Here is a 17,639-nt window from a genome sequence, read left to right as displayed (position 1 = left end):
TAGGGAGCGATTTATGATCATGGGTTCGTGAGTCTGTAACCTTGTCCGCGAATAGTATGAATGGGAGGCTCGGGTAATACTGCCGCCAGCTTTTTGCGAAGCCGACTAATCAACACCTCAATCGTGTTACTGTCGCCCTCACCGTCTTTGTAAAGTGTATCAATTAAACGTTGTTTCGAGATCACTTGTTCTTGATGTCGCACAAAGTACTCTAAAATTTGGTATTCAAACGCTGTGAGCTCTAACGGTGTTTCGCCCACAAATACCTGTTTGCTCAGCAAGTTCATGGTTAATCCAGCACACAAAACTTCCGCTTTCACATACCCAGCACTGCGCCGCGCCAACGCATTTAAACGCGCCAAAAGTTCAGGCATTTCGAAGGGTTTTACCAAATAATCATCGGCTCCCGCGTTAAGTCCGTCAACTTTATCTTGCCACCCAGTGCGAGCAGTTAAAATAAGCACTGGGAACGGCATATTCTGATCGCGAAACTTCTTAATCAATTGCACACCATCGCCATCCGGCAATCCCAAATCAACAATGGCCAATTCGATTGGATATTGTTCTGCAAAAAATAGCGCTTCTTTTGCTGTGCCCACTGAGTGAACTTGGTTGCCTGCATCTTGCAGTTGAACGGTGAGGTGGTGGTTAAGAATTTGATCGTCTTCAACAACTAGAATCAACATATTGGGGCCCTAATCGACTTTCGCACATACACTTGAGTCATATGCCAACGCCATTTCAAGAAAAGTTACAAATGAATGAATAAACATCAACTTGCTGTTACGACTAATGTACAGGAGTAAGGCTGAACATTAGCTGAATTCCAATTCAGTATGCGATTCCAACTCACGAAATAATGTGTGAGGTATCAGCAGTGCTGGCTCATCTGCAGTTAGCCTGATCAACAAACAACTGACACAAGAATACAATGATTTGGCATAAATCGAACACAATTTTATCAGAGCGCTAAAAAGTGCAATTGTTCGGGTTTGCTCTTCGCGACCTCAATACAAGTTTAATTTAAAACTCTTAGAACGAAAAAACCTCGGACAAGCCGAGGTTTTTCTGAGACTAGAAACGCTTTATTTAGAAGCGGTAATTCACGCCTAAGTAGACTTGTTCTGTGCGGTCCAACTCAAACTTGTCGCCGTTTGACGCCGTAGCACTGAAGTCTTGCTTCAAGTAGCGATAGCCTAATTCAGTTTCCCAGTTGTCAGTGATGCGGTAGTTCACACCGACTTGAGCACCGTACACAAAGTCGTTTGCGCTGTCTGCGCCATCAAATTTGGTATGAGCCATACCCGCAGTTACACCAGCGAAGGCACGCCAGCGGTTGTCGGCACTCAGGCTATACAAGTAGTCGTACGATGCTAAAAAGTTTTGTTGCTCGTAGTCACCATACGTGCTTCCGCCATCGGTGTTGGTGTAAGTCATCGTCACACGATGCTCATCATTTGCACCTAAATATTTACCTGCTTTGAGTTCAAAACCCCAGTCGCGGTCTTTTGAACTAAAATCTTGCCCCAACATTGGGTTTTGAGCCATTGGAGTCTGTTCGCTTTTGCTCATCTGCTTCTGAGCAGCGCCACCTACAAACCAGCTATTATCGGAAGCTTGCGCCACATTTGCGCCAAGTAAGAATGTTGCTGGTACTGCGATTAAGGCGATTTTCTTCATCATGTTTTTAGCCCTCTCTGGCTGTGTTATTTTGACGAGAGAGAGCTTAACAACGGCATACTGAACCCAAGCTGAACATTAAATATTTTTGTCGAATTAACTAATAATCCATAGGAATTCAATTCCTTAATCAATATAAACTAAACTAAAGTTAAATTCGTAGTGCTTAGAGCTCCGCATTCCGACGCTTACATTCAATCCTCTAACCATAAACTAAAGATATGAATTTGTGGTGAGGGCAACTACAATCGGCGCTTATACTAAAAATCATCAATATGGATTGGAGATGCAGTGCTGCTTCGCGGTTTCATTTTTTTCATCGTCCTTGTCGCATCAACGTCAGCATTCGCTGAAATTCTTACCGTTAGTATCAAAGGGACAGACAAGCAGCAATCGGCCAATATCCGCGCTTATCTAGGGAAGGTGCCAGAGACCGAGCAATTACGCGCAAGCTTTATATTCAATGCTCGCTCTGCCAGTGAAAAAGCCATGCAAGCCATTGGTTACTACCATTCTTCGGTAAAGTTAGATTTAGATAAATCTAAAAAGGTTTGGCATCTAACCTTGCACGTTCATCCGGGCCCTGAAACCACCTTGACGGAAGTGTCGATTCGAGTTCTGGGTGAAGCCAAAGACCACCGTGGCTTTAAAAAAATTGGACAAGAGTCTGGATTAATCGTGGGTAAACGCCTTAATCATGGCGCGTACAACGAAGTAAAGTCTCAGCTCCTAAGTCGCGGTTTAAATTTAGGTTTTTTCGACAGCAAACTGACTCAAAGCCGAATTGAAGTCAATCGAAACAACAATACTGCAAAGGTCTTTCTAGAGTACGACAGCGGCCCGCGAAATCGTCTTGGAGAGGTCACATTTGTGGGAACCGATCTGGAGTCCGACCTACTGTATCAAATGGTCGATTTTGAACCAGGCTCTCCTTACCGAAGCCGAAAACTCAATAAACTGAATAGCGAACTTGCCGAAAGTGGTTATTTTTCTAGTATAAAAGTATTACCTCTAATTGATGAACGCAGTGATAACATAGTTCCTGTCAGGGTCGAACTCACGCCAGCGCCACGCCATAAAGTCGACTTGGGTGTGGGTTACTCTACCGATTCAAAAGGCCGCGTTTCAACCACTTGGCGTACGCCCAAAATTAATAAATATGGGCACTCCCAAGAAACCAAGCTCGAATACTCCAAGGTAAACCCCTATCTGCGGTTTCGTTACAATGTGCCACTAGAGCACCCAACAAACGATGTTTTACAGTTTGGCTTGGGTGTTGAAAGTAACGAATATGCTGATCTAGACAGCACTATGTATACTGCATTGATCGGTCGCAATACCGTCAATGACGGATGGGTACGGCAATATTATGTACGTTACCTACAAGAACGCTGGGACGTGCTCGAAGACAGAAACCGCGGTGAATTCATATTGCCAGGCATTACATTATCTAAGCTTCACCGTCGCGGTAATCCGTTAGATCCTGAGCATGGTTTTCGCCAAATCTATTTGATGGAAATGGCCGGAGAAGAACTCGGTTCGGATGCCACCATTGTTCGAGCTCAAGCACAATTTAAATGGGTCAATCGCTTTGCAGAAAAACATCGGCTGGTCACGCGCGCCAATTTCGGTGCTTCTTACAACGAAGATCGTGAATTATCCGATGTGCCACCTTCGTTACGTTTTTATGCCGGTGGTGATGAAAGTATTCGTGGCTTTTCATATCAATCTCTCGGCCCTCGTATTGACTATGTCGATGCTGAAGGCGAAGACCAAACGATCACCATTGGTGGCCGATACCTCGCGGTGGGGAGCCTAGAATATCAATATTACGTCACCGAAAAATGGCGGGTGGTGACATTCAGTGACTTTGGTAATGCTTTCGACGACGTTGAAACCGACATTGAGGCCGCCTATTCCGTCGGTGGCGGTGTGCACTGGATGTCGCCAGTCGGCGCGATCAAAGTAGAAGTGGGATACGGAATCAGTGAAGACGATCCTCCTTGGCGCTTGCACATTAGCATGGGAGCCGAATTATGAGTTGGCGCACCCTGGGCAGAATTCTGTTTTATCCGTTATTCAGTACCCTCGTTTTATTGGCGGTTCTGGTATCGACCGAGTTTGGCAGTCGGTTGGCAGCCAATATCGCCAATGCTGTTGTTCCAATGGTCGAAATCGACTTTAAAAGTGGCAAACTAAACCAACGCGTGGAACTCAATCACTTTCATCTCGATCTTGGTTTTTTAGTCATTGATATCGAGGATGTCATGCTCGACTGGAACCCATGGTGTTCTGTAAAGGGCGAAATTTGCGTAAACGATGTACAAGCACAACGCCTCGATTTATTCCTGATTGACGACGATAACAATAGTGAGCATAACGACAATCAAAGCTCAGAACCGATCGGCGTAAACAATAATCCCGACGCTTCGTTAGCAGACAACAGCGACGAACCCTATCTATTAGAACTGCCACTGGTTATTTCAATTGAAAATGGCCATGTAGAACAAGGCCGCCTCGAGATTTACGACATATTAATCGAATGGACTGACGCCAAAGTCGAAGCTTACCTGCACGATGACACTATCGACATTCGACGGGCAATTATTGACGATGGGCTTGTGCACCTTGGCGCAATTCAATCAGACAAAGCGAGCCCACCCAAAACCATTGAAATAGTTGAATCGACAAACACCGATAAAGATGATGAGTGGTTACTGGCGCATGTGCCTGACACCTATTTACCGCTCAATTTATTGCTGCCAAACGTACAAGCCAATACCTTTCGATTTGCCATGGATGATGCAAAACCCGATGACTTTAGCAATATTTCCATCGATGCGAACTGGCAACAAATTCAAGTCGAGGTCAATCAAATCTCGGCGACACATTCGGTGTTCGGACGCGCTCAAATATCTGGGCATTCAACACTGAGCCATCCCTACCCTACGCAGCTTGATATCAGCCTCGCACCGCAGCATGTACCGGAATTTAAGGTCCTCACTGATAGTGAATGGCAGGTGACGATTGATGGCAGTCTCGACGAATTGATTGTTGCCGCTCATGAGCAGAAAAACCTGCACTGGACGATTAATGGCGATGCAGTATTAACCGACCCATCAGTCCCCTTTCGGATATCGCTCGCCGGAGACCAAATGATTTGGCCAGAAGGCATTGAGCCCCCTGTTGATTACCGGCAAGTCAATGGCAATGCTTCGGGCACTCTCCACCAGCAAAGATTTGAGCTCAACGCAGAAGTTTCAACGCGTGTGGATGATCTCAACATCGTGTCGAAGCTAGAAGCCAAAGGTCAACATCAAAACCAGACCGTAACACTAGACCATTTTTCATTGGCCTACCCAGACCATTCTGGAGGAGCGACAGGCCATGCCGAGGTCAGTTATGGCGAAAACATTCAATGGGTGGTGGATACACAGTTCACCAATTTATTACTGCCAAAATTCGGGTTCGCCACTCACACAACGCTCAGTGGCCAAGTCAAACATCAAGGAAACTTCAGTGATGAGCAATGGCGCTTGCGCTTCTTGCCACTTGATGTGAATGGCGAATTTTTATCGAAGCCCTTTTCTGCGCAAGGCAAGGTCGATATAGACAGCCACTGGCGCGGACAAATCGATGACCTTGAAATTCATTACGCTGGTAGTGAAGTGGCGATTAATGGCGCAGTGGCTGACCAATGGAATGTTATCGCTCAAGCCAAGAGTCAAAATCTCGAGGAAATTGATGCCAATCTCGAGGGAAGTGCCGATCTCACTCTAAAAATTAACGGCCAATACGATACCCCCAATTTACAACTCACAGGCTTAGTCAAAGATATTGCCTATGAAGGGCTATGGATAGAACAAGCCCAGCTACATGCCGATTACCAGCCTACGCTGCAGCACCAATCTAACGCAACACTCACTGTGCCTCATATGGCCTATCAGCAACTCGATATGGAGTATGTTGAACTCAAGTTATCTGGCAATGCGAAGCAACACCAATTGACTTTGACCAATGGTGGTGAGCTTCAATCAAATATTGAGTTAAATGGTCAATGGCATGACACCCAGGAACGCTGGACAGGACAAATTCCAACCGCTCATTTGGGATCAGACATTGGGCAATGGCAAGCTGCAATACCCATCAACTTAACGGTTGATACTTCACCGGCCAGCATCGCAATTAGCGCTCACTGTTGGCGAGCTAATGAAAGTCAAATTTGCCTCGATAAACCAACAAAGCTTGGCGAAGAAGGGCATCTTGATTTAAGTCTAAATATTGAAGCGGGTGACATAGCCCAATTCATGATGAACGATGACTACGATTTATCGGGCATTGCTACAGGCCACCTTTCCGCTCAATGGAGCCCTGAGCACGAGCCCACAGCCTTGCTTGAATTAGACTCGAATGATATTTCAGTCACCTACAGTAGCCTCATTGACGACACGGCGCATGAAGTATCAGTAGACCGGCTCCACATCAAGGCATCTATTGAAGAAGACGTGAGTCGTATCGAACTATCGGTTGATGACAACGCCAACAAACAATTGCAGTTGGCTGCATCAATGTTGCACAACGACGACAAAACGCTCGACGGCCAACTGAAAATAGTTCAATACCAACTGGGACAATTTCGACATATGTTCCCAGATGTCGACAAAATGAATGGTACGCTTAACGCAGACATCAAACTGGGCGGAATGCTCAACAAACCAGAAATCAATGGCAGCGCCAACATTTCCTCAGGGATGGTCGAACTTTTATCGAATCCAACTCTCCTTGAAGACCTCAATTTGAACTTAACCTTCAATGGTCTGAATGCAGCGATGAATGCTACATTTGAGATTGGAGGAGGCAGTGCAACGTCCAACGCATCGACCAACTGGCAAGACGATCTGCAGGCGAAAGCCGCCATCAAGGGAGACCAATTAGAAGTACTGATCCCACCAGAATCGGTCGTTTGGGTCTCTCCTGATCTGACATTTACCTATGAAAATGGTTTGGCGAAGTTGCGCGGTGATGTCACCGTTCCTCAAGCTGAAATTATTATTTCAAAGCTGGAATCCTCGGGCGTTGAGCTCAGTGACGACGTTGTATTTGTCGACTCTTCGGATGCAGATAGAGACAAGATCGATTCTGAGCTCGATATGCGCATCAATATAGTGCTCGGCAAAAAGATTAAAATTGATACCTTTGGACTCCGTTCTAGAGTTGAAGGCGAAATTGAAGTTCGCCAAAGCCTCGGCCTCCCTCTCCAAATGTTCGGAAATATGTCTCTTGTCGACGGAAAATTTGCCGCGTATGGTCAGCGTTTAACCATCGAACCTGAGTCGATTGTGCGCTTTAATGGCGCACCTGATTCAGCACAATTGGATGTGCGAGCCAGCCGTTACATTAAAGCTGAGAGTATCACCGCGGGTCTTCATGTCACGGGCAATGCTGAACACCCGAAAATCACCTTCTACTCAGACCCGGCAATGGAGCAACAAGAAGTTTTGTCTTACATTGTCAGAGGCCGAGGTCTCGACAGCGAAGGCGGCAATGGCACCTTGGGCGCTGCCGCTGCGGTGGGTGTATCGGCAGCATCATCGCTAGGCTTAGGGGAGTCATTTGAAAAATTACCCGGCATTTCTGATGTCACACTCGACACTGAGGGTGATGGTGACGAAACCCAAGTCACCATTAGTGGTTACATAGGTAAACGCATCTTTTTGAAATATGGAATCGGTGTGTTCGAGCCCGTGAATGAGGTAACCGTGAGGCTCTATATTCTGAATCAACTCTGGTTAGAGTCCGTTTCTGGCTTAGAGCAATCGCTAGATTTATATTACTCATTCCTCATTCGGAATTAAATAAAGGAGCCCGCAGGCTCCTTTTCCCAACTCACCGACTAGTGCGATGAGACCGACTTCAATCGATACACACGCCCTTCGTGCGAGCGCAAGCTCTGACTAAAGCGTTCACTAAACTGCCCCAACTCTTTGCCTTCCCACAACTCAGTGATTTGAAAACGTCCTTCAAGCGCTTCATGCTTGTACTCAAACGTGACTTCTTGCGTTTGTTCAGACAGGTTGAAAAGTGCAATGTAATAGTCATCACTCAGACTATCTTCTGAAATCCAAACGGCGTAATCATCATCTATACGCACAACTTGGCGGCTGTTTTCACCATACTGGTTCACCGCTAAGATAGCTTCATTGCCAAAGAAGGTTTCAATGGTTTCAATCGGTGTTGATAATAAATCCGACCCAATAATCAAAGGTGAACGCGCGATCGAAAACAAACTCATGAGGGCATAATGTTCGGTTTCAGTAAAGTTAGACAGGCGTTCTGGCCCATGTGGACGATTGTCTAAAGAGATGCGTCCAAAAGGAATCATGTCGCCATCGGGCCAGTGACCTGGGCCTGCATATGGCGTCCATTTATCGAGCAGCTCAAAACTGCGTTTCAAATCATCCCAACGATCCCAAAAGTCTGCTGAAATACGCCACATGGTGGCATTTTCCTTCAGGTGATTAGCTTGACTAATAGGTGCTTCACCACATGACAAACTCAGTATCATATCGCGGCCGCTGTTCTTAATAGCGGTATGCATCATTTCAATTTCGCCCTTGGCGTAACCATAAAATGGTGCTCCGCATGACCCCATCATGTCATCGGCTTTCACATAGTCGACACCCCATGAAGCGTACAGCGCAAAAATTGAATCATAATAAGCCTGCGCGCCTTCTTTCCGAGCGTCCACACCAAAGGTATTGTTGAGCCAACCCGCTTGGTCATTCGGATCTGAAATTTGTTGAGCAGTGACTGACGCACCTTTAATTGGCAAATTCTTTTCATACGCTAAGCGGTGAATACCGCGCATAATGTGCAGCCCAAACTTCATGCCTTTGCTATGAACATAATCGGCTAAGGGCTTAAAGCCAGCTCCGTTTGCCGCTGAAGGAAAGCGCTCAACTGCAGGTAATAATCGTCCAAACTCGTCCATCGTAACCAATTCAGGGTGCGTCATTTTGCCATGCTCATCCAACCGTACATTGGGATGACCGACCCGGCGCGTGTAATTCTCAGGGGTGTTGTAAGCTCCCGGCTCAGGGTTCCACCAAATGTAGTCAATGACTGCGTATTCCCAGCCTTTATCAACGAGGTGATCCGACATAAAATCAACCGTTGCTCTAAATTGCTCTTCGTTAATTCGACTGTCATAGGCATCAAAACTATTCCAGCCCAAAGGAGGCCGCTCTGCAACGGGGGTGGTTTTTGGGGCAGATTCAAACTCAGCAATGCGTTGATCGTTTGAGCATGCAACAAGACCATAGCTTGCGCTTAAGGCCAGCGCCGCGGTGATTGCCACGGGTTTCCAAAGTGGGAGTATTTTCATGAATTTTTCTTTCGTGTTTTCAGCAGGAATTACTGCGCGTTACCGCCAAATTCTACGAGCTAAACCATGAAATCAATTGCTTAAGTGCAAATCGGCCAGACTCTCAATGAAGGTAGACACAATCGTCCATAAGCCTGAATATCTGCGATTTATTGTACATTCAATAATGTGACCTGAGGCTTGTTTTTCCCGCTGAATAAATATCGTTGCAACAACTGATAGCAATCTTTATCAAATGACACATGTTCAAGGCTATCGTGTGCATTATTTTCGACCCATTCAAATAGGTCTTGTTCATTGGACACTGTGGTCATATGTATCCAATTCCAAATCACGTAGCTGGCTGATATGTTTGTAAAATCGTCATGTTCATGAATCGCGATTGGGCCATCCCACGGCCAACTTTTTAACTTTAATCCTTGAAACGCTAGTTGCGCTCTTACATTATAATTTACCGCAGCTTCGAGTGATTCACAGGCTCCTTTGCATTTATCCAGTTGACGGCTGAAACAGGCGCCTTGCCCTTGCTCAAGTCCGCACAACTGCGGGCACAGTTGATAGGACTGACACAGCCCTTTTATCGCTTTTTCAGCTTCCTTGACGGTTTTAAAAATGCCAAAAAATTGGTTCAAATTGCTGCTATCAATACTCGAAACAATGTGGGCTTTTAAATAGCCATCATCATTTTCAAGTAACTGAACGGTCTTTAACTCCTTCGCTGCTCGGCTTCTTCGGTTATGAATGGGCTGTAGTGATTTTATTTCTTTCAGCTCGAGCAATTGTGCCCCTAAATCACCGGCCGTTTGGGTAAAGTCGATATGGAATAGTTGTTGTGAAAGTCGTTGAGATTTGTGTAACCGGTGGTCGTCTTGAAAATGACTCATCACCCGCTGATAAATATTGATACTTTTACCCACATATAATAACGCGCCCTCCTCTCCCCAGAAGCGATAAACGCCGGCACTATTGGGCAGACTGTCTAGTTCGTCCGCAGGTAAATTGGGCGGCAACGCAGGGCGCTGAATCAATTTATTCACCGCTGTCTCGATCACTTCGAGCCCCAATTCATCACACGCATGTTGGTAAAACATCAATGTAGCAAGCGCATCGCCCAAAGCTCTATGCCGCGCATCACAGGCTAAACCATGACGCTTTATGAGCTGATCAAGACCATGCTTTTTAAACTGAGGATATATGTGCCGAGATAATTTAACAGTGCATAAATTTTTTGATTGCCAATGCTGACCCAATCGGCGAAATTCAGATTTCAAAAAGCCGTAATCAAACCGAGCATTATGCGCCACAAAAATAGCACCTTCGAGTTGCGCCCGAATTTCATCTGCAACATTTGCAAACAAAGGAGCCGTGGCCAACATTGCATCAGTGATGCCCGTTAGTCGCTGAATAAAGGGAGTTAATGTTTGCTCTGGGTTCACCAACGTCGACCAGCGGCTCACTTCCGCCTCATCCCGGTATCTGACCACTGCAATTTCGGTAATGCGGTCACGCTGTGCCACCCCTCCGGTTGTTTCTAAATCAACAAAAACTAAATCCACAAAAATTCCTATCGGGCACTATCCACAACTATGCCGATTTCACAAGGCTCATCAATAGGCATGATTGTAGCGCGAATTGACCATGAACTATGGGAATTTTTGGCGCGATAGACACTATTCCAATCGAGCTAAGAAACACTTTAAAAAGCTAAAATGCTCAGCGCAAAGTAATCGACAAGAGCTCAAAGCATGGCTTGGATTAACGGCTATATGACTTATGTTACTGGTATCTTGTTTGCGATACGCAGAACCCACCAGCCAATGAAAATGCTTGAAACCACCCTCACAGGAAAGTAAACCAGAGCGGGTAGCTCAAACAACCAAACAACAACCGTACTTGGCAATACATAAATAGCAACTTGCTTGACCCAATATAAGGGATAGATGTGATTTTTGATCAGCTGCTCAACACTGATATTGAGTTCTACGGATGGAACAAACGCGACCAAGAATCCCCCATACAAGGCGATAAAAGCGTCACCAACACTGCCTAATATAGATATCCACGCAAAAATAATGAGTCCCTTCTTCATAATTCCCTTCAGTTCTTGGTATCGCTTGTTGTCTTGAGAGCTGTACTGCGTGAGCAATGCCTTAACGCAAAATCGAGTGGATCAGTCATTCGTAATAATCGGCGATGCCATGAGTTCACCGGTTTTCGAGACGTTCATCTTTTTCTTAAAAAATGAAGCTGTACAGATAGCCCGCACTGATAGCCATGGTCACGATAACCGCGACAAAGGCGACGATAAGCGCATTCTTAAAAATAGATTTGAGCAAAATGACTTCCGTTAAACTTGCCCCAGCGCTACCAATAATTAGTGCCATTACCGCTCCCAAACTCATCCCCTTTGCGGCAAGCGCTGCGCTCAGTGGAATGACAGCTTCTGCACGAATGTACAATGGAATGCCAATGATAGCTGCAACCGGCACCGCAAAGGGATTATCGCTGTTCGCTACACGAGCAACAAATTCCGAAGGCATAAAGCCGTAAATCAACGAACCCAATGCGATTCCGCCAATCAAATAAGGCAAAACCGATTTAAAGTCAGACCAAGTGGCGTTCCAAATACGACGGTATTTGCTTACTTCTACCGTTTGTGAGCCGCACGAACCACCGCCACAAGTGGCTTTAGGCTCAACATACGCATCAGGCTTTACATATTTCTCAAAACCTAATTTCTCTAATGTAAACCCTGCGAACAGCGAAATCCCCATGGCCATGACAAAATAAAAAAGAGTCACTTGAAGACCAAAGGTCACAGCAAATAGGCCGATGATAATAGGATTAAGCAGCGGACTAGCAAACAAAAACACCATCATGGTACCGAAGCCCGCTTTCGCTCTTAAAAGCCCTTTTAGAAAAGGAATTGTAGAGCACGAACAAAATGGCGTTATCGCCCCCAGAAATGCAGCAATCACATAGCCTTTGCCATGCTGAGCACTGAGTATTTGTTTGATTTTATTGGGCGATATTTTATCTTGCAAGACTCCCACTAAAAAGCTGATGAGCAAAAATAGGGCCGTCAGTTCGACTGCCAAAAAAGCAAACATATTGAGAGTATCTGCCACCGCTGTAGCGTCAATATTGAAGTTGGACACATTACCACCTAACGATAATTCTGGATTAATCGAAACATAGAATTAAGGAGTGACTTTGTCAACATATTTCCGGTATTATCGAAATATAATATGAATGGAGTTGATGATGAATTTAGAGCAAGCTGCGAAAGCATTGAAAGAACTCGGGCATCCCACACGGTTGCAAATCTTTAAAAAAGTAGTGAAAGCGGGCCATAGTGGGATTGCAGTGGGAGCGATCCAAGAAGCCTTGTCGATCCCCAGTTCAACTCTTTCTCACCACATCTCTAGCCTCGCTTCTGCACAATTGATCTCTCAACGACGAGAAAGCCGCACCCTTTATTGCGTGGCTTCCTTTGAACAACTTCAAGATGTCATTGGATTTCTACAAGACGAGTGCTGCCAAGATGAGCATTAAATACAAACCTTCCATGTTCATCAGCATGCAAAACCAAGCCCCTGTCCCAAATAGAAATAATTAGCCTAATCCCCCCACAGGCAAAGCCTTTACAACCATGTCGTTGGTTGCAAATCTCCTTATAGTAGCTCTCATATTGAATTTTCCTTGTTTGATCAATGAGTGTGCTTTTAGGGAGCCTGAATTGAATTGCAAGTCATTAATTTCACCTTCATTGTTAGTAGGAGTACAACATGAGCTTTCGACAGATGATATTTAAATCATCAATCGCAGCGCTAGGCCTGTCGTTGGCCTTAATCAGTACAATAGCGCAAGCCAAGCAACCTAATGTAATCATTGTATTTACCGACGATCAGGGCTGGGAAGACTTAAGTAGCTATGGTTCCACAACGATTGCCACGCCACGTTTAGATGAGTTGGCGCAAAGCGGTATTCAGTTAAACGATTTTTATGTGGCCTCTTCGGTGTGTTCAGCATCAAGAGCGGCCTTGTTGACTGGGCGAGCTCCTGTTAATAATGGTGTATTAGGTGTCTATTTCCCAGACACCAAAGGTATGAAACCTTCAGAAATAACCATGGCAGAAGTATTAAAAGAAGCAGGTTATGCCACCGCAGCTATTGGAAAATGGCACCTGGGCGATCAAAAAGAGTCTCTGCCAACCGGTCAAGGATTCGACTACTACTATGGCATTCCGTTTAGCAATGACATGTTTATCGGGCATAGCCATTCCTTTGCTGAGGACGTCACCTTTCATCAGGGCTACGATCTGGCCAAGGCAAAAGCAGACCAAGCTCTGGTCAAAAAAGCGGGCAAAAAACGGGCTTTTATCAAAAAATCAGGCATTAAAGAGCTAGTGCCTATATTTGAGAATGAACAGATTATTGAATACCCGGCAGAACAGGCTAGTTTGAGTAAGCGGTACGTCGATAAAGCCATCGACTTCATCAACCAATCGAATGATTCGCCTTTTTTCGTTTATCTGACGCCATCTATGCCCCATGTCCCACTATTTGCCAGCCCCGAATTTAAAGGCAAAAGTAAAGGCGGCCTATACGGTGACACCGTTGAAGAAATCGACTATCACATAGGGCGTTTAATGGACTTTTTAGAAGCCAAAGATCTGCGCGACAATACTATCTTAGTGTTTGCCTCTGACAACGGACCATGGCTTGGCTATGGTAAACATGCCGGCAATGCTGGGCCATTTAGTCACGGTAAATTCACAAATTATGAGGGCGGAATTCGAGTCCCTGCCATTATTAGCTGGCCAACAAAGATCAAGCAAGGGCAGCAAAGCTCAGAGATCGTCAGCGCATTGGATTTACTCCCTACCATCGCTCATTACGCCAAAGCTGAATTACCCAAGCGAACAATTGACGGGCACAACATTGCTGACTATCTAGAAGGCAAACAAAGCACTTTAGAGCACCCTAACTTCCTTCATTTCAAAAACAAAGTTGCTGGAGTGCGTGTAGGCGACTGGAAATATATTCGCTCAGGGATGGCAGTGTACGGTAAGTCGGGCAGAACGCCAAACAATGAACAAGAGCTTCTGTTTAACTTGAAAGACGACCCTGCCGAGCAAACAAATCTTGCTGATCGCTTCCCTGAGCGAGTCGCAGAATTACAAACGATGGTCACAACCTATGAATCGTCGCTTTAACAGCAAAGTTCACTCGTAAATATAGCGAGTTGACGCCCTCAAAGCGGCTGAAATTAACCTTATCAAAGGTCTTATTTCAGCCGCTTCATCAATACAATACTGCGATCTCATTCCGCTGCGTCATACTTCTAGAGCTTATACTTCTGCTCAATCATTAAGCATGCAATTCGATAAATCCCCCATTCCTTGGATTGCTGCTAGGCTATAAATGCTGGGTCATAAAAATGACTCTAGACAAGCCTTTGACATACAAAAAGAAAATCTTGAAATGGTTTTTTTTAATGGTAAGGTTTGGGCGTTTTTCATATTTGGATAGAGCAATGAGCTGGTTAAAAACTGCTGCGTTATTGATGATGACGACCGTGTTATTCGCCTGCGGTGAACCCGAAGAAAAAGTACCGACTGACCCTGAAGATGTTGCTTTAGCATTCTTTACTGCCATTTATGTTGATGACAATGTAGAAAAAGCGCTGGAAGTGTCGGGCCCCGATTTACAAGATTTGCTCAGCCATTACCGCAACGTCACCGCGATTAAACGCCACGTGATAGGAATGGAAATCGAGTCGCCGGACATTCAAGTCAAAAACAGTAGTGCCGACTTCTTTAGGAAACTAACCGATGATGTGGAAGTAGAGCTTCACTTTAGCGCTTACATTGATGGTCGCGTATACAAAGACGTTCGGTTTGTCATTGTCTCGCAAGAATTTCAGGGCCAATGGGTGGTCAAAAAAGTAGTGGCCGATCCATTCGCTTCAAATGGCTAATAACTCATTCAAAGCTATCGGTTTAATGACCGATAGCCAACCCTTCACGGCGTAAATCAGCGCCACCTTGCCAACCTTTTTTGACTTTTAAAATGCCATGCAAGCCCGAGTTTAAATCTTGCTGCTTGACCACATGACCACGCTTTTCAAACTCGTTGACCGCTTCTTCCGACCAGCGTCCTTTTTCAAGTGCTGTGTAATCATTGCGATTCGTAATTTTTGGCAGATTAATGGAATACTGAACCCCTACTTTACCATCAAGCACCGACAATATCGTTTGAGCCACATAATCTATAATTCGACTGCCCCCAGGCGAACCAATGATCAACAAAGGTGAATTTTTCTCGTCAAAAACAATCATCGGAGCCATTGAACTTCGCGGACGCTTTCCCCCAGCAACAGCATTAGCCACCAAACTGCCACCTTGAGATGGCGCTAAAGAAAAGTCTGTCAGTTGGTTATTCAATAAGAATCCGCCGGTCATCAACGCTGAACCAAATGCCATTTCAATACTCGATGTCATGGACACAATATTGCCCCACCGATCAACAATACTTACATGACTTGTGCTGGGTAATTCTGGCGTATCCCCCGCAGCTAGATTCATTTGAATAGGCGTCCCCGGCTTTTGGCGTCCAATATCTTTGTCACTATCAATCAACACAGCGCGGCGTTTAAGGTATTCAGGAGCTAACAGTTTTGCAGTGGGAACATCTATGAAGTCTGGATCGGCAATGTAAAAATCGCGGTCAGCAAAAGCTAAGCGCGAGGCTTGAGTAAACAAATGGCTTGCTTGCACATCTGATGTGGAAATTCCGCTCATGTCAAAGTCTTGCAATAACGCGAGCAGCTGAATAATGGCAAAGCCACCGGAACTTGGAGGCCCCATTCCGCAGACCTTGTATTGCCGATAAGGGCCGCACAAAGGCTCACGTATGACCGGAGTGTAAGACGCCAAGTCGGCTTCTGTTATATCCCCAGGGTTTGCCGGTGAGTTGCTCACGGTGTTCACGATGCCCGTTGCCACTTCGCCCTGATAAAATCCCTTTGCGCCCTGAGCCGCGATGGTTCTCAACGTTTTAGCAAATTCGGGGTTTTTCAACAAAATGCCCGCTTGCAGTGGTTTTCCATCCGGATAAAAATAGCTTGCAGCCGGTTCAATCTTGGTCAATCCAGGGTTGTAACGTCGGCTCAACAGCCCTGCAAGCCGCGGAGAGACCTCAAATCCTTGTTCTGCAAGTTCAATAGCAGGGGTAAACAATGATGTCCACGGCAACTTACCATGTCTTTTATGCGCTTTTTCAAGCATCGCAACGACACCAGGCACTCCTACTGAACGCCCTCCCACGAGTGCTTCTATCCACTTCATGGGTTTACCATTGTCTTGCAAGAAACGGTCTGGCTTAGCTGCGGCGGGAGCAACCTCGCGACCATCGTAAGTCACTAATTGTTTTTGTGGACCTGAGTAATGCAATAAAAAAGCGCCGCCACCAATGCCACTGGATTGAGGTTCAACCAGCCCCAAGACCAATTGCGCAGCGATTGCGGCATCCATTGCTGAGCCCCCGTTTTTGAGCATTGCATCAGCAGCATTTGAGGCGTGAGGGTTTGCGGTTACCACCATCGATTGAGCGCCAATCACAACCTGATGCGTTTGAACCCCCGTTGTTACTTCGGGGTCAAGCGGCTCTTCAGCGCTATGTACTTGCTCTGCAAATAACATCCCGCTCATTAATACCAACGCGGGTACATACGTCGATAGTTTTACTACACGTCTCATATTCACTCTGCTTGTCATTTGATTAGTGCTCAACGTCACCGCCTATTTGGCGTTCTTTTGGGCCTTATAGCGTTCGATGATGGCTTGCTCCAGTACTTTGACATCCTCGTCAGTCAGCTCGTCAGAGACAATCATCTCGGCCATATGATTGACATACTCACGCTTCATTTTACTCATAAATCCGCTGGCTTCTTGTTCAGCTTTTTGAGCCATTTGTTTGGCTTCTTCAGTCAATTGGCCCATGTGCTTTTCGAGCTCAGACTGATATTCACTGCCGTGATTGTCGAGTTGAACATTGAGGCTTTCTAAATCTTCACCCATTGCATTTAATAGACCTTCAAAAGCCTCAACGCTTCTACTCAGCTCTTTAGAAATGGGTTCTGGTGCAGGCGGTTCAACATCGGCCAGCATTCCCAACACTTCATCGCGCATTGGGTCTGGAACACGTTTCAACTGTGCGGCGAGTTGTTCCGGTTGCGATAGCAATTCAGGCGAGAATTGATATTGGTACTCGTTGCTCTCGGATTGAATTGTAATTTGAACAAGGTCTTGGCTTGGAAATTCAATCACTAACGACTTGAGCTGCTGAACAGGGGCCTGCTCACACGCACTCAAAAATAAACTCGATGCGACGACAACTGCCGTTAGGGGTTTGCGAAAGTACATTCAACGCTCCTTGCATAGGATTCGGTAAGTAATTGTCAGTATACCGATCTTATACTGCATTCTCATAACGTAAATACCGGCACCAACAAAGCTTCTGAATTCACGCGAATATGTGCTAGTTTTAGAGCAATTAATTTTGCCATGGA

General features: G+C 45.6%; 13 protein-coding genes. 5 read left to right on the top strand and 8 right to left on the bottom strand.

Going from position 1 to position 17,639, the window contains the following annotated elements; genetic code table 11:
• Nucleotides 1-17: 17 nt before the first annotated feature.
• Both NAF29_RS06625 and NAF29_RS06620 read right to left on the bottom strand, forming a co-directional pair.
• Nucleotides 18-686, bottom strand: coding sequence for a response regulator (locus tag NAF29_RS06625; RefSeq protein WP_251260692.1), 669 nt, complete (start codon nucleotides 684-686; stop codon nucleotides 18-20).
• Between the two features lie 403 nt (nucleotides 687-1,089).
• Nucleotides 1,090-1,683: an outer membrane protein gene (locus NAF29_RS06620; protein ID WP_251260691.1), complete on the bottom strand. Its 594-nt coding sequence runs from the start codon at nucleotides 1,681-1,683 to the stop codon at nucleotides 1,090-1,092.
• A gap of 288 nt (nucleotides 1,684-1,971) precedes the next feature.
• On the opposite strand from NAF29_RS06620, the gene NAF29_RS06615 reads away from it, so the two are divergent.
• Both NAF29_RS06615 and NAF29_RS06610 read left to right on the top strand, forming a co-directional pair.
• Nucleotides 1,972-3,720 carry an autotransporter assembly complex protein TamA gene (locus tag NAF29_RS06615; RefSeq protein WP_251260690.1) on the top strand — a complete coding sequence of 583 codons (1,749 nt, stop codon included), beginning with the start codon at nucleotides 1,972-1,974 and terminating at the stop codon, nucleotides 3,718-3,720.
• Nucleotides 3,717-7,535, top strand: coding sequence for a translocation/assembly module TamB domain-containing protein (locus NAF29_RS06610; protein ID WP_251260689.1), 3,819 nt, complete (start codon nucleotides 3,717-3,719; stop codon nucleotides 7,533-7,535). Before NAF29_RS06615 ends, NAF29_RS06610 begins: the two co-directional genes overlap by 4 nt.
• 38 nt (nucleotides 7,536-7,573) lie before the next feature.
• Here the strand turns inward: NAF29_RS06610 and NAF29_RS06605 are convergent, their stop codons facing one another.
• From NAF29_RS06605 to NAF29_RS06590, 4 genes are all read right to left on the bottom strand, one after another.
• A complete protein-coding gene (locus NAF29_RS06605) occupies nucleotides 7,574-9,064 on the bottom strand; it encodes a glycoside hydrolase family 27 protein (protein WP_251260688.1) in 1,491 nt (496 codons plus the stop codon).
• Between the two features lie 149 nt (nucleotides 9,065-9,213).
• Entirely contained in the window at nucleotides 9,214-10,620 is a 1,407-nt protein-coding gene (locus NAF29_RS06600; protein ID WP_251260687.1) for an exonuclease domain-containing protein, read from the bottom strand.
• 215 nt (nucleotides 10,621-10,835) lie between these two features.
• Nucleotides 10,836-11,153, bottom strand: a complete 318-nt coding sequence (locus NAF29_RS06595; protein ID WP_251260686.1) for a hypothetical protein — start codon at nucleotides 11,151-11,153, stop codon at nucleotides 10,836-10,838.
• A gap of 145 nt (nucleotides 11,154-11,298) precedes the next feature.
• The gene (locus tag NAF29_RS06590; protein ID WP_251260918.1) at nucleotides 11,299-12,174 is read right to left on the bottom strand and encodes a permease; all 876 of its coding nucleotides are present in this window, start codon (nucleotides 12,172-12,174) and stop codon (nucleotides 11,299-11,301) included.
• A gap of 154 nt (nucleotides 12,175-12,328) precedes the next feature.
• Here NAF29_RS06590 and NAF29_RS06585 point away from each other — a divergent pair, with 154 nt between their 5' ends.
• The 3 genes from NAF29_RS06585 (at nucleotide 12,329) to NAF29_RS06575 (ending at nucleotide 15,047) form a co-directional block, all read left to right on the top strand.
• Nucleotides 12,329-12,619 (top strand): ArsR/SmtB family transcription factor, encoded by a 291-nt coding sequence (locus NAF29_RS06585; RefSeq protein ID WP_251260916.1) that lies wholly within the window; start codon nucleotides 12,329-12,331, stop codon nucleotides 12,617-12,619.
• Nucleotides 12,620-12,852: 233 nt separating this feature from the next.
• Complete coding sequence (locus NAF29_RS06580) at nucleotides 12,853-14,283, top strand: sulfatase family protein (protein WP_251260685.1); 1,431 nt, start codon at nucleotides 12,853-12,855, stop codon at nucleotides 14,281-14,283.
• A gap of 320 nt (nucleotides 14,284-14,603) precedes the next feature.
• Entirely contained in the window at nucleotides 14,604-15,047 is a 444-nt protein-coding gene (locus tag NAF29_RS06575; RefSeq protein WP_251260684.1) for a hypothetical protein, read from the top strand.
• Nucleotides 15,048-15,069: 22 nt separating this feature from the next.
• On the opposite strand, the gene ggt is transcribed toward NAF29_RS06575, so the two are convergent.
• Together ggt and NAF29_RS06565 are read right to left on the bottom strand one after the other, a co-directional pair.
• Nucleotides 15,070-16,827, bottom strand: a complete 1,758-nt coding sequence (ggt, locus tag NAF29_RS06570; protein ID WP_251260683.1) for a gamma-glutamyltransferase — start codon at nucleotides 16,825-16,827, stop codon at nucleotides 15,070-15,072.
• Between the two features lie 42 nt (nucleotides 16,828-16,869).
• Nucleotides 16,870-17,493, bottom strand: a complete 624-nt coding sequence (locus NAF29_RS06565; protein ID WP_251260682.1) for a hypothetical protein — start codon at nucleotides 17,491-17,493, stop codon at nucleotides 16,870-16,872.
• Nucleotides 17,494-17,639: the final 146 nt, after the last annotated feature.

This window comes from Echinimonas agarilytica (assembly GCF_023703465.1).
In the GTDB taxonomy this organism is placed as follows: Bacteria; Pseudomonadota; Gammaproteobacteria; order Enterobacterales; family Neiellaceae; genus Echinimonas; species Echinimonas agarilytica.
Note: the sequence above shows the minus strand (reverse complement) of the source record. Positions and strands in the feature narration are given on the sequence as shown.